Consider the following 13,063-nt stretch of genomic DNA (forward strand, 5'->3'; position numbering starts at 1 on the left):
TGGAAAGCGAGCAACCTGGAGCGGAAATCAACCACTTTCAAGCAGCAACAAAGTTTATGAATCAGCCCTTTATTATGTTGTTTCTATTATTATAACAATCAATTGGATGAATTTGGCGATGACTATTATTGATTTATTTTGGTTGAAATTGAATGTTTATGATTGAAAAATGTAAGGGCTTACGTTAAACTAAGGTCAATGAATGAAGATTGTTGGAGGTTATAGAATGTTAACTCCTGAAAGGCACCGTAAAATCATTGAACGATTAGGCGAAAAACAAGTCGTTACTATACAAGAACTAGTCGAAGCAACATCTTCTTCCGAATCAACAATCCGGAGAGACCTAAGTCAGCTTCAAAAAGAAAAGAAACTTAAACGTGTACACGGCGGCGCTTCTCTTCTGCACCAAAAAAGTGAAGAGTTAAGCGTAGTTGAAAAGTCAGCAAGAAATTTTTCCGAAAAAGAGAAAATCGCAAACTTTGCTGCAACGATCGTGAATGATGGCGACTGTATTTACATTGATGCCGGAACGACCACTCACCTCATGATCCCTCATTTGAAAGATAAAGAGATAACCGTTGTAACAAACGGCATTTCGCATCTAGAGGCCTTGACTGAACATCAAATCACTACGTATTTAATCGGCGGTCTCGTTAAACCAAAAACAAAAGCACTTGTCGGAAGCGGAGCACTTAACAGCCTGAGCACCTACAGGTTCGATAAATGCTTTTTAGGAATAAACGGCATCCACCTTGAGGCGGGCTTCACTACACCAGATCCAGAGGAAGCATCAGTAAAACGGCTCGCGCTCTCTCTTTCGCAGGAAGCTTTTATTCTGGCGGATCACAGCAAGTTTAACGAAGCCTCGTTCTCGAAAGTTGCTGATTTACATGAGGCTGTCATTTTAACAAACGAGCTGGACGAAGACGCTGCTTATGACTTTGAAGATAAAACAGAAATAAGGGTTGTGACACCATGATATATACTTGCACACTCAATCCATCCATTGATTACGTCGCAAGAGTAAAAGACTTTAAAGAAGGCGATTTGAACCGGACAGAATCAGCCCAAATGTATCCTGGGGGAAAAGGAATTAATGTTTCTAGAGTTCTTAAACGTCTCGGAATTGAAAGTACTGCTATAGGGTATACCGGTGGATTTACGGGAGAATTCATTAAAGATTTTCTCACAAATGAAACGATTACCCATGATTTCATAACAGTTTCGGACCTTACGAGAATCAATGTGAAACTCAAATCCGAAAAAGAAACAGAGATTAATGGACTTGGACCAAGTATCTCTTCTTCTAATCAGGAAGAATTGCTTGAAAAGATTAACAGTATGAATGAAGGTGACTTTCTCGTCTTAGCTGGGAGTATACCTCAATCGATCACAGAAGATTTTTACGGAGAGATTGCAAAAAAATGTCTTCTAAAAGGAGTAAAAGCAGTTATAGATACAGCAGGAACTGCACTTATTAAGACCTTCCACCACAGTCCCTTCTTAATAAAACCTAACCATCACGAGCTTGGCGATCTTTTTCAAACTAAGGTTGGAAGTGTTGAAGATGCGGTTTTTTATGGGAAGAAATTACTGAATGAAGGTGTGGAGAATGTCATCGTTTCTATGGCTGGTGAAGGAGCAATCTTCCTGAATAAACAGCACACTCTTCTTGCGAATGTACCAGCTGGAACAGTGAAGAATTCTGTTGGCGCAGGAGATTCAGTAGTTGCAGGTTTTCTATCACAGATAATCCAACAAAACGATATCCAATCAGCATTTAAGTACGGAGTCGCTTCGGGAAGTGCTACTGCATTTTCGGAGGATCTATGTACAAAAGATCTAGTTGAAAAATTAGTAAAGGAAATCTCTATTAAAGAGATATAATGCTTTACCTTTTGGGGAGGTAGTTTTTATGAAAATTACAGATTTACTTACGAAAGACACCATCATCTTAAACCTGGAAGCCCGTTCGAAAGAGTCAGTGATCGACGAACTGATCGAACAACTGGATGCTGCGGGCAAGTTAAATGATAAAGAAGAGTATAAGAAAGCGATTTTAGCGCGTGAAAGCCAGAGCACAACAGGTATTGGCGAAGGCATCGCAATTCCGCATGCTAAAACAAATGCCGTCAGCCAGCCAGCAATTGCGTTCGGCCGCTCTCATGACGGTATTGATTATGAATCATTGGATGGTCAGAACGCTCATTTGTTCTTCATGATCGCAGCCTATGAAGGTGCAAACAACGATCACTTAGCTACCCTTTCAAGACTTTCGAGCTTTTTAATGGACACAGGATTCAGGAAAAAACTCGAGACGGCTGCAACGAAAGAGGAAATTCTGCATGCTATTGACGCGAAAGAGAAAGAGATGCAAACAGAGGAAGACCCTATTGTTTCAGCATCACGTCAAAAAATCTTAGCGGTTACAGCCTGTCCGACAGGCATCGCCCACACCTATATGGCGGCTGATTCCCTTAAAGCAAAAGCAAAGGAAATGGACGTAAATTTAAAAGTTGAAACAAACGGTTCGAGCGGAATCAAGAATGGTTTAACTAAAAAAGATATAGAGGAAGCCGACGCGATTATAGTAGCAGCGGATAAACAGGTGGAAATGGACCGTTTTGACGGAAAACATGTGATTCAGGTTCCCGTTGCTCAAGCGATCAGAAAACCAAAGGAACTTATTCAGCAGGCACTTGATCAAGATGCACCTGTTTATAAAAGCACAGGAACCTCTCGATCAGATGAAAAAAATAGCACATCGAAAAGTGGAAGATCAGGATTTTACAAGCATTTAATGAGCGGTGTATCAAACATGCTTCCTTTTGTTGTCGGCGGAGGAATCTTGATCGCCATCTCATTCATTTTTGGAATTAAAGCCTTTGATCCGAATGATCCTTCTTACCACCCGATCGCGGAAGCACTGAATACGATTGGTGGCGGGAACGCTTTTGCATTAATGATTCCTGTACTTGCCGGATTCATCGCGATGAGTATTGCGGACAGACCTGGTTTTGCTCCTGGTATGGTCGGCGGTTTCATGGCTGCAACAGGCGGAGCTGGATTTTTAGGCGGATTGATTGCTGGTTTCTTAGCTGGTTATCTTGTTCTTGGTCTAAAGAAAGCCTTCAGTACATTACCAGGTTCTCTGGAAGGGATCAAACCTGTCCTTCTATACCCGTTGTTCGGTATTCTGCTGACTGGCCTTATTATGATGTACATCGTAATCGAACCTGTAAAAGCACTGAATGACGCACTGACTGTTTGGCTGAAAGGAATGGGAACTGGGAACCTTGTATTGCTAGGTTTGATCTTAGGTGGAATGATGGCAATCGATATGGGCGGACCGATCAATAAAGCTGCTTTTACATTTGGAATCGCGATGATTGATGCTGGCAACTTTGCACCTCATGCTGCGATCATGGCGGGTGGAATGGTACCTCCGCTCGGGCTTGCCTTATCAACAACATTATTTAAAAAGAAGTATACGAAAGCTGAAAGAGAAGCAGGAAAAACAAACTACATCATGGGTGCTTCGTTTATAACCGAAGGAGCTATTCCCTTTGCAGCTGCCGATCCAGGGCGTGTCATACCTGCAGCAATCGCAGGTTCAGCTGTCGCTGGGGCACTTTCCATGATGTTTGGCATCGGATTGCCTGCACCACATGGCGGAGCATTCGTCATTCCAATTGTAAACGGCAATCCTCTGCTTTATGTAGTAGCGATTTTAATTGGTGCAGCGGTTACCGCGTTTATCGCTGGACTTTTAAAGAAAGAAGTAAAAGAATAAAGCATGAAAAAAGCGCTCTTTCGCAAAGAGCGCTTTTTCTTTATTATGCAGCTGCATGTTCGTCTTTATCAGTTAATGATTTTTTCTGGCCGATGCTCCACCCTGTGTACGCGAGCAGCAATGTAAACATTGGTGATAACCAAAGGAACAACGCGTATGGAATGTATTCAATAACTGACACACCAAGTGTTGACGCGAAGAATGCTCCGCTCACACTCCATGGAACGAGCGGATTCACGAGTGTTCCTCCATCCTCCACTGTTCGTGACAAGTTCTTTAACGGTACACCTGATTTTACGTATGCATCTTTTAACGCCTGTCCCGGCAACAGAATCGACAAGTACATCTCGCCTGCAAGCAAGTTTATTCCTACTGAAGAAGCTAATGTTGTCGCAATAAGCTTCCCTGCTTTTTGAGCTGAGTTTTTCACAGCACCAAACAATAGATCAAACAGTCCAAGCGCCTGAATCACTCCGCCTAACCCTAATGCGATGAGCACGAGTGATATGGACCACATCATCGACAATAAGCCGCCTTTGTTTACGATGCTGTCTACTGTTCCGTTTCCTGTTTCCGTCTGTAACCCGTTCTGCATAACGTTCATTACTTTTTGTACAGTCAGATCTGGGATTAAGAAAAACGAAACCGCGATAGAAACGACCACACCTGCTAATAGAATCGGGATGATCGGCAATTTTCTAAACGCTAAAACCAGTACAACGATCGGTGAAATCAGCGTTACGGCATGAATCGGAAATTCATTAGAGAGTACAGATTGAATCTGCTGAATTTCATCAAATTTTGCCACTCCCGTACCTTTTCCACCAAGAACAAAAAATGCAATCGCCGTTAGTATGAATGCCGGCACTGTTGTCCACATCATATGACGAATATGTTCGAACATGTTCACACCAACTACACCTGGTGCAAAGTTAGTAGAATCTGATAACGGTGACATCTTATCACCAAAACATGCTCCGGAAACAACAGCTCCTGCTGCCAAAGCGGGATTAACACCTAACACGTGGCCGATTCCCATTAGAGCGACGCCAACCGTACCAACGGTCGTAAAAGAACTTCCTGTAAACGATGAAACGATCACCGTAATAAGGAGTGCGCTGACAGCGAACCATTCTGGCTGAATGATATCCATCCCGTAAAACAGCAGCGTAGGAACTGTGCCGCTCAACATCCAGCTAGCAATAACAAGACCAACCGTTAAGAGAATCATGATCGGCTGAAGACCAGCTATAATTCCGTTAAACATTCCCTTTTCGAGGGTTTTCCAGCTGGCTCCAAAAGCCGCGCCTACTGCAGACAGTAAAACTAAACAAGCAAGCAATGGAATATGTGGTTCTACTTTTATAAAAACAAGACTCGTAAACATAACAGCAAAAATCGCTACAAATAAAACGAGCGCTATCGGTAATGAGATTTGTTTTTTCATAATGTGTATCTCTCCGTTCGTATGAATCATAAGTTCACTTACATGCTTAAACGCTTTTATGCGTTGAAGTAAATGAGTAACTGTTTTACATACTAACGGACTTTACAGATGCTGTCAACACTTTAAGAGTGGTAAATTAAAGTAAAGACTAGTAATGGAGGCTATTCATTTGTATAAAATTCGAAGTTCAGTGAAGGCGTTAATCATACATAATCATCACTTACTCACGATTGAAAAGCAAAGCAGTGATAGTAAAAAATACATAATGCCCGGCGGCGGACAGGATTTTAATGAAACACTATCAGACGCTGTTGCCCGTGAATGCATGGAGGAACTTGGTGTGAAGGTTGAAGCTGGCAAGCTTCTTTGGGTGCGAGAGTTTATAAGCAAAAACCACATTTCCGATCAGCCCATGGACGATCAAGGTCACATTGTGGAGCATATCTTTGAAGCTTTTTTGGAGGAGATTCCGGAGAGATTTGATCCGATGGAGCCTGATTCTACTCAAACAGGTGTTGTTTGGCTGCCGATTGACCAGCTTTCGGAAATTAACTACTATCCTAAGGAGTTGATCCCGATGATTCAAGGGATAAATAGCGGTGAAAGTACCCTTAAGGTGTATGTGGGAGATATAAATTAGTGGCGGTAGACGATGAATCCAGAAGTTTTGCTGCTGAATCCACAAATTTCAGGGGTGAATCCACAAATTTTGCTCTTCAATCCAGAAATTTAAGGCGTTTATCCACGAGTTTACTTTTGCCGACAATATCCGACACTCTCTCACACATAATAAAAACAACAAAAAAGAGCGAGGCATTTTCCCCCTCGCTCCTTCATCACCTATCTCCCCCGCCTCGCAAAATCCACGAATCGAAACTTATCTAATCTGTGACGGGACTCCGTATATTGAAATAGGCTCGCATCATCTAAATACACAAAGTTTTTCACAACAACAATGTGCTGAAAGCCATCCAGGTCCAGTAGCTGTTTATCCTCTTCTGTACATTCAACGACTACAATTTCTTTTTTTGCAAAGCTGATCGTTAATCCGAGCTCTTTTTCTAAATAAGCATAGATTGATTTTTCACCGATTTCTTTTGACAGCTTCGGAATATACTTTTTCAAAAAGAAGTCCTTGTCCAAAATGATGGTTTCCCCATCGATTTGTCTCGAACGAATCACTTTCCAAACAAGTTCATTCGAATCAGCCTGAAGCTGCTGCTGCAGAAAACTGTCAGGTTCGATCAATCCAAATTCATGTACAGTCGTAACACTGCTTTTTCCCATCGTTTCAGACAGCTCTTGAAAGCTGACTAACCCTGAAACAGGAAAACTGAACTTGTTCGTCTCCAGGACAATCGACCCTTTTCCCCGGATTTTTTGAATAAATCCGTTTTGAGATAAGAGGTTCAACGCCTTTCTAACAGTTTCTCTTGATGTTTCATAGCGGTCTGCAAGTTCGTGTTCAGATGGAAGCTGTGTGTTAGCCGCAATAATACCTTCTGTAATCTGTGAAGACAGCTCTTGATAGATTTCTTGAAATTTATTTTTTCGCATCATTATTCACCATGCTTATTGTAGCATTATTTTTTTAAGTGAAAAACGACAGATTCATACGGTCTCAATGTAAAAGAAGAAAAATCTTCTGGACTGGAGTCATAATTGCTTATCAGCACATCTGCTTTATAGCCATCAGCCATATTTTCTTCAGGCAATGTGAACGTAGTCTCCTTGCCGTAAAAATTATTAACGACCAGCAGTTTTTCGTCATTTTCGCGGTTACGGAAATAAGCAAAAATCTCTGGGTGATCCTCTAATATAAGCTCATAATCACCATATGTCACAATGTCTAATTCTTTTCTGAGCTGATTCAGTTTTTGATAATGATAAAAGACAGAACTCTCATCCTTAACTGCTTCTTCTGCATTGATCTGGTGATAGTTGTCCGCAACCGGAATCCAGGGCTCCCCTGATGTAAATCCAGCATTCTCCTCATCATTCCACTGAACAGGAGTACGCGAATTATCACGTGATTTATGCTTCAGAATTTCTAGAACCTCATCTTCGCTTCGTCCTTCTTCTTTTAAAAGCTTGAACATGTTTAAGGACTCGACATCTCGATACTGCTCAATCGAATCAAACTTCGGATTTGTCATGCCGAACTCTTCACCTTGATAGATGTATGGTGTACCTTGCATCATATGAATCGTCGTCGCAAGCATTTTTGCTGATTCTACGCGGTACTTTCCATCATTCCCATAACGAGATACAATCCTTGGCTGATCATGGTTGCACCAAAAGAGCGCATTCCAACCTCCTCCTTTATGCATTTCAACTTGCCATGTGGATAAGATCTCTTTCAGTTTCAAAAAATCAAAATCGGCAACACTCCACTTTTCACCGTTCGGATAATCTACTTTTAAATGATGAAAGTTGAAAGTCATGCTTAACTCTTTACGATCTGGATTCGTGTACTTTACACAATTATCGATCGTTGTGGATGACATTTCTCCTACGGTCAATACATCATACTTCGAGAAGACCTCTCTGTTCATCTCCTGCATGAATTCGTGAACGCGCGGACCATCCGTGTAAAATTTACGGCCATCACCAGGTGCCACTGATCCATCATCATCAGGAAACTCCTGATTTTTTGAGATGAGATTAATAACATCAAGACGGAAGCCATCAACACCCTTCTCAAACCAGAAGTTCATCATCTCATAAACCTTCTGCCGGACTTCTTCGTTCTCCCAATTCAGATCAGCTTGTGTCACGTCAAAGAGATGAAGGTAATATTGTCCTGTCTCCTCATCTAATTTCCACGCAGATCCTCCAAACTTGGAAACCCAGTTCGTCGGTTCCCCGCCATCAACAGGGTCCTTCCAAATGTAAAAATCGCGATATGGTTTGTCTCTAGAGGAACGCGACTGCTCAAACCATTCATGTTCAGTGCTCGTGTGGTTTACGACGATATCCATGATGATTTTCAGATCACGTTTGTGCGCTTCTTCTAGCAAACGGTCAAAGTCTTCCATCGTTCCATATTCATCGAAAATCTTATAATAATCACGGATGTCATATCCGTTATCACGCTGCGGAGAATCATAGATTGGAGTCAGCCATAATACATCGACCCCTAATTTCTTAAGATAATCCAGCTTATCAATGATTCCTTGAATATCTCCAGTTCCGTTTCCAGTAGTATCGTTAAAGCTTTTCGGATAGATCTGATAGACAACTGATCGTTTCCACCATGGTTCGTTCTTCATTTTTTCACCGCCATAATTATTACTTTATGAATGAAAACAACCGGAAATCAAAGTTCATCCGGTTGTTTGGTTTTACTTGTTTTTCATTTACTTCTTCTCTTTTTTCACTTTCGCATAGAAATAAGTCAGTACGAATGGCACTACGATTACGATTCCCATTCCGATAAAGAATGAGCCCCAGCTTCCCGGCAGGATAGAAAGGAATCCTGGAATTCCGCCTACACCAATGGAAGATGCTTTTACGCCGGCAATGGTAATCACGATACCTGCCATCGCAGAACCGATCATCGCAAAGATGAATGGATATCTAAAGCGTAAGTTAACCCCGAACATCGCAGGTTCTGTAATACCAAGATAAGCAGATAAAGCTGATGTTCCAGCTAGACCTTTAAGCTTCTCATCGCGTGAAGCAACGAACATAGCAAGTGCAGCTGAACCTTGAGCGATATTTGATAATGCAAGCATCGGCCATAAGAATGTTCCACCCGTGTTTGAGATAAGCTGAAGATCGACAGCTAAGAAGGTATGGTGCATACCAGTCACAACAAGAAGTGCGTAGAATCCTCCATAGATCAATCCGCCTAACCAAGCAAAGTTATCAAAAATGGATACGAAGAAGTCTGTTACAGCATTCCCGATCGAGAATGTAATCGGACCGATAACGATAAATGCTAAGAATCCTGTTACTAACAATGTGATTGGTGCAACTAATAGGAGCTGCAGTGAATCAGGAATACGTTTTTTCAAAAAGAGTTCAATTTTAGCTAATACATATGATGCAATTAATACTGGCAATACTTGACCTTGGTAGCCAACTTTTTCAATCGGCAGACCAAACAGGTTCCATGTCGGAATATCTTTTGTTTTCCCGTAGTCCCAAGCGTTTAATAGATCTGGATGGACGAGCATGAGTCCAAGCACGATACCCAGCAATGGACTTCCACCAAACTTCTTAACGGCTGACCATCCGATTAATCCTGGCAGGAACACGAAAGCAGTATTCGCGATCAGGTTAATGATGCCAGCGAGATCTGCCCAGTTTTTATGAACATCAATAAATGATTTCTCATCATAAAAAATGCCCGGTCCAGTCAGAATGTTGTTGATACCCATCAATAGACCTGCCGTAACGATGGCAGGAAGGATAGGAATAAAGATATCCGCTAATGCTTTGATCGCTCGTTGAAGCGGATTCAATTTCTTGCTTGCTTCGTCTTTAATGTCTTCCTTTGAAGCTCTTCCTGTACCCGTGATGTCGATAAATTCGTTGTACACTTTATCAACGGTACCTTGTCCGATGACCACTTGATACTGGCCGTTCGCGGAGAACGACCCTTTCACTAGATCAATATCTTCAAGTGCTTTTTCATCAACTTTTCCTTCGTCCTTCAATGCGAGGCGAAGACGTGTGACACAGTGTGTAGCTGCAGATACGTTATCTTTACCGCCGAGTGCTTCGACGATTTGTTCAGCTGTTTCGCGGATTTTGCTCATTAATGTTCCCTCCTAGAAACCGTTTCCATTTCTGCTGATAAAAAAAAGGTCTTATCGTGTCTATACCCTTAATTATCATGTGATGAAAACTAGTACTTTAATCAAACTGTGTATGAAGCGTTTCCAAAGAACCGGAAACTTGTATATACATATTACAAAAATAATTTAACCTGTATATACAAATAAGTCAACTCATTCGTTTAATTGGTGTTATTTACTAAAAAACGCAACTTTTCCTTTTCCTAATTTCTTTTGATATAATTTGTTACAGAAGCAGAAACGAACTGAAAAGGAGATCATAGAATGTCACCTAAAAAAGCACTTACTATTGCAGGCTCTGATACTAGCGGCGGAGCAGGCATTCAAGCAGATTTAAAAACATTCCAGGAGCTAGGCGTTTACGGCATGACAGCACTTAACGTTGTAGTCGCTCAAGACCCTCATCGCGACTGGTTCCATGAAGTATTTTTACTTCCGGCTGATATGTTTAAAAAACAGCTGGAAACGGTTGTAGCAGGAATCGGAGTTGATGCATTAAAAACAGGCATGCTGGCATCTGTGGAAGCGATCCAAATTACAGCTGATCTAATTGAAAAGCACAACCTTCAAAACGTTGTAATCGATCCAGTGATGGTGTGTAAAGGTGCTGAACCACTTCACCCTGAACTGGCGAGCACACTGCAGAACGTTCTTGTACCAAAAGCAACAGTGGTAACACCTAACCTTTTTGAAGCAGCACAATTAGCTGGTATGGAACCAATTACGACTGTTGAACAAATGATGGAAGCAGCTCATAAGATCCAAGCGAACGGCGCAAAATACGTTATTGTAAAAGGCGGCGGAAAACTTGATCATGAAAGTGCTGTAGATGTTTTATATGATGGAAACGAGTTTGAAGTTTTAGAATCAGAAAGAATTGAAACAACATGGACGCACGGGGCCGGATGCACGTTCTCAGCTGCAATCACAGCTGAACTTGCAAAAGGAAAGCCTGCGCGTGAAGCGATTCTTACAGCAAAAGATTTTATTACAGAAGCAATCGCATCTGGTTTTGAACTCAATCAATATGTAGGACCAACATGGCACGGTGCATACCGCAATAAATTGAATAAATAATTTTCACCTTAAAACGGGCTGTCTAATAAGTAGGTTTAACTTACTTGGACAGCCCGTTAGTTATTTTTTCAAAAAGGAATCTTGAATAAAAGCCTAAAAGGTTGTTGCTTTTAGCTTTTACTATTATCATCATTTGCAAGTTGATTGGAGCACAAGGTGCGAGACTCCTCGAAAAATAAACTTCAATTTTTCTTCGTGCGATGTCTCGCTGCCGGAGCCTTCCTTGTCCTACGGGACGAGCGGTCAGGTGAAGAACCTAATGGCGCAAAGCGGCAGGAGGCTCACCGCACGCCCCGTGGAAAGCGAGCAACCTGGAGCGGAAATCAACTTCTTTCATGAGCCACGTTTGCGATTAACCCTCACTTTTTTTATGCCAGGCATATCATACACGATTTCCGCTGTTTTGAATTATAATAAGTACATCTATCATAAGCAGGAGTGAGAAGCATGCAGCCTATTCAAGCTAATGACGTCCAGAACGCACTGGATCAATTTATAGGAAAAGAACTATATTTGCATTTGGAAACCACTAATGGCGCTTATGCCAATCACAATAACGAATCAGTACTTACTGTTAATGCATATATCCGTAACGGAAAAGTAACACCTTTGTCCGGAAAAATCATGGGCACCGGTCCTTTTCGTGTCGGGTTAAAGATCGAACTTGGCTGGATCTATGCAGAAGGATTAACACATTGGGAAATCGACTCAGAGGGAAGACTGCTTCTCGCCGGCCATGATCAGGAAGGCCGTCTTGCTGTAGCTCTTCAACTCAGCACTTCCCCATTTGATGTTTAAAGGAGGTTATCATTCATGAACGATCATTTATTAGTCATCTTTCCACATCCTGATGACGAAGCTTTCGGAGTATCAGGGACAATTGCCCAACACACGAAAAAAGGGTCACCCGTAACTTATATTTGCCTTACTTTAGGACAGATGGGGAGAAACATGGGAAACCCGCCTTTCGCAACTCGTGAATCCCTTCCTCTCATCCGTCAAAAAGAGTTAGAGAATGCTTGTGCTGCAGTCGGGATTAAAGATCTGCGTCAATTTGGACTTCGTGATAAGACGATTGAGTTTGAAGATGAACAGCTTCTCGCAGATCAATTCTTAACCGTTATTGATGAAGTGAAGCCTGCAACGATTATTACTTTTTATCCAGGATACAGTGTGCATCCCGATCATGAAGCAACGGGAAGAGCAGTAGTTCGAGCGGTTAAGGGCATGGCTGAATCGGACCGTCCAGAACTTTTATGTGTAGCTTTTGCGAGAAATTCTGAAGAAGACCTTGGTGCACCTCATATTGTTACCGATGTTTCTGATGTTTTTGAAGACAAAATGAACTGTATCAAAGCGCATCGCTCACAGACACAATGGCTTGTTAATAGCGTAGAAAAAGATCCTGCGATGCTGGAGTGGGTTCAAAAAGAAAGATTTTGGCGCTATCCATTATAATTTTTATGTATTAGAATCTGTTGCCTTGCTGGGCTTCTGGATTCTTTTTTTATGTTTAATAACTTGAATTTTCAAAAAAATGTACAATTCCATGTGGCATTTTTCTCCTATTGTGGTATACTAAATGTAACAAATCGTTCACATTTTAGACGCTAATTTGTCAAAATTGTAAGCGTGTACAATACTTCAAGGGGTTGATATGTAATGGATGTATTCATGGTTTATTTGTTTGTAGCAACTGCGACACCGCTGTTTTTGTGGAATGATAGTCGTAAGCTTGCACTGGCACAGATACCGTTTATCGCCCTGTTATGGACTTACGTAGGATTATTTATGGCATATGACAGCTTAAGCCTGTTTGTTCATAGTTTCTTTATAACGGTATTCATCGCAAACGTCGTTTTTGCTCACTATGCAGCTTACGTTGTTTGGGGCCGTCCATACTTGGCGAAACGTAAAATGGAAAAAGAATATTAAGTTAAA

General features: G+C 41.6%; 12 protein-coding genes. 8 read left to right on the top strand and 4 right to left on the bottom strand.

Annotated elements, in window-relative coordinates; all coding sequences use genetic code 11:
* Positions 1-226 precede the first annotated feature (226 nt).
* From EV282_RS17155 to EV282_RS17165, 3 genes are read left to right on the top strand one after another with little or no spacing between them, the layout of a single operon-like run.
* Complete coding sequence (locus EV282_RS17155; RefSeq protein ID WP_130297118.1) at positions 227-979, top strand: DeoR/GlpR family DNA-binding transcription regulator; 753 nt, start codon at positions 227-229, stop codon at positions 977-979.
* Positions 976-1,887 carry a 1-phosphofructokinase gene (gene pfkB, locus EV282_RS17160; RefSeq protein ID WP_130297119.1) on the top strand — a complete coding sequence of 304 codons (912 nt, stop codon included), beginning with the start codon at positions 976-978 and terminating at the stop codon, positions 1,885-1,887. The genes EV282_RS17155 and pfkB overlap by 4 nt, the downstream gene beginning before the upstream one ends.
* Before the next feature lie 28 nt (positions 1,888-1,915).
* Positions 1,916-3,793 carry a PTS fructose transporter subunit IIABC gene (locus tag EV282_RS17165; protein ID WP_130297120.1) on the top strand — a complete coding sequence of 626 codons (1,878 nt, stop codon included), beginning with the start codon at positions 1,916-1,918 and terminating at the stop codon, positions 3,791-3,793.
* A gap of 43 nt (positions 3,794-3,836) precedes the next feature.
* Here the strand turns inward: EV282_RS17165 and nhaC are convergent, their stop codons facing one another.
* Positions 3,837-5,240, bottom strand: coding sequence for a Na+/H+ antiporter NhaC (gene nhaC, locus EV282_RS17170; protein ID WP_130297121.1), 1,404 nt, complete (start codon positions 5,238-5,240; stop codon positions 3,837-3,839).
* Between the two features lie 169 nt (positions 5,241-5,409).
* Here nhaC and EV282_RS17175 point away from each other — a divergent pair, with 169 nt between their 5' ends.
* Positions 5,410-5,880, top strand: coding sequence for an NUDIX domain-containing protein (locus EV282_RS17175; protein WP_165389520.1), 471 nt, complete (start codon positions 5,410-5,412; stop codon positions 5,878-5,880).
* Positions 5,881-6,080: 200 nt separating this feature from the next.
* Here EV282_RS17175 and treR read toward each other — a convergent pair whose 3' ends face one another.
* The 3 genes from treR to treP all read right to left on the bottom strand — a co-directional run bounded on the left by treR (position 6,081) and on the right by treP (position 10,006).
* Positions 6,081-6,797 (bottom strand): trehalose operon repressor, encoded by a 717-nt coding sequence (gene treR, locus EV282_RS17180; RefSeq protein WP_130297123.1) that lies wholly within the window; start codon positions 6,795-6,797, stop codon positions 6,081-6,083.
* Positions 6,798-6,823: 26 nt separating this feature from the next.
* Positions 6,824-8,512: an alpha,alpha-phosphotrehalase gene (gene treC / locus EV282_RS17185; RefSeq protein WP_130297124.1), complete on the bottom strand. Its 1,689-nt coding sequence runs from the start codon at positions 8,510-8,512 to the stop codon at positions 6,824-6,826.
* Between the two features lie 87 nt (positions 8,513-8,599).
* Positions 8,600-10,006 carry a PTS system trehalose-specific EIIBC component gene (treP, locus tag EV282_RS17190; RefSeq protein WP_130297125.1) on the bottom strand — a complete coding sequence of 469 codons (1,407 nt, stop codon included), beginning with the start codon at positions 10,004-10,006 and terminating at the stop codon, positions 8,600-8,602.
* A 303-nt stretch (positions 10,007-10,309) separates the two neighbouring features.
* On the opposite strand from treP, the gene pdxK reads away from it, so the two are divergent.
* From pdxK to EV282_RS17215, 4 genes are all read left to right on the top strand, one after another.
* Positions 10,310-11,122, top strand: a complete 813-nt coding sequence (gene pdxK, locus EV282_RS17195) for a pyridoxine/pyridoxal/pyridoxamine kinase (RefSeq protein WP_130297126.1) — start codon at positions 10,310-10,312, stop codon at positions 11,120-11,122.
* Between the two features lie 447 nt (positions 11,123-11,569).
* Positions 11,570-11,920, top strand: a complete 351-nt coding sequence (locus EV282_RS17205; protein WP_130297128.1) for a YojF family protein — start codon at positions 11,570-11,572, stop codon at positions 11,918-11,920.
* 15 nt (positions 11,921-11,935) lie between these two features.
* On the top strand, positions 11,936-12,580 hold the full coding sequence (gene bshB2 / locus EV282_RS17210; RefSeq protein ID WP_130297129.1) for a bacillithiol biosynthesis deacetylase BshB2: 645 nt from the start codon (positions 11,936-11,938) through the stop codon (positions 12,578-12,580).
* 204 nt (positions 12,581-12,784) lie between these two features.
* The gene (locus EV282_RS17215; RefSeq protein WP_077364862.1) at positions 12,785-13,057 is read left to right on the top strand and encodes a spore morphogenesis/germination protein YwcE; all 273 of its coding nucleotides are present in this window, start codon (positions 12,785-12,787) and stop codon (positions 13,055-13,057) included.
* The last annotated feature ends 6 nt before the right edge of the window (positions 13,058-13,063 follow it).

This window comes from Fictibacillus sp. BK138 (genome assembly GCF_004216955.1).
In the GTDB taxonomy this organism is placed as follows: domain Bacteria; phylum Bacillota; class Bacilli; order Bacillales; family Fictibacillaceae; genus Fictibacillus.

Excerpts from the sequence above, each read along its gene's own strand:
- EV282_RS17155 (WP_130297118.1), top strand. The coding sequence starts at position 227 with ATGTTAACTCCTGAAAGGCACCGTAAAATCATTGAACGATTAGGCGAA.
- pfkB (WP_130297119.1), top strand. The coding sequence starts at position 976 with ATGATATATACTTGCACACTCAATCCATCCATTGATTACGTCGCAAGA.
- EV282_RS17165 (WP_130297120.1), top strand. The coding sequence starts at position 1,916 with ATGAAAATTACAGATTTACTTACGAAAGACACCATCATCTTAAACCTG.
- nhaC (WP_130297121.1), bottom strand. The coding sequence starts at position 5,240 with ATGAAAAAACAAATCTCATTACCGATAGCGCTCGTTTTATTTGTAGCG.
- treR (WP_130297123.1), bottom strand. The coding sequence starts at position 6,797 with ATGCGAAAAAATAAATTTCAAGAAATCTATCAAGAGCTGTCTTCACAG.
- treC (WP_130297124.1), bottom strand. The coding sequence starts at position 8,512 with ATGAAGAACGAACCATGGTGGAAACGATCAGTTGTCTATCAGATCTAT.
- treP (WP_130297125.1), bottom strand. The coding sequence starts at position 10,006 with ATGAGCAAAATCCGCGAAACAGCTGAACAAATCGTCGAAGCACTCGGC.
- pdxK (WP_130297126.1), top strand. The coding sequence starts at position 10,310 with ATGTCACCTAAAAAAGCACTTACTATTGCAGGCTCTGATACTAGCGGC.
- EV282_RS17205 (WP_130297128.1), top strand. The coding sequence starts at position 11,570 with ATGCAGCCTATTCAAGCTAATGACGTCCAGAACGCACTGGATCAATTT.
- bshB2 (WP_130297129.1), top strand. The coding sequence starts at position 11,936 with ATGAACGATCATTTATTAGTCATCTTTCCACATCCTGATGACGAAGCT.
- EV282_RS17215 (WP_077364862.1), top strand. The coding sequence starts at position 12,785 with ATGGATGTATTCATGGTTTATTTGTTTGTAGCAACTGCGACACCGCTG.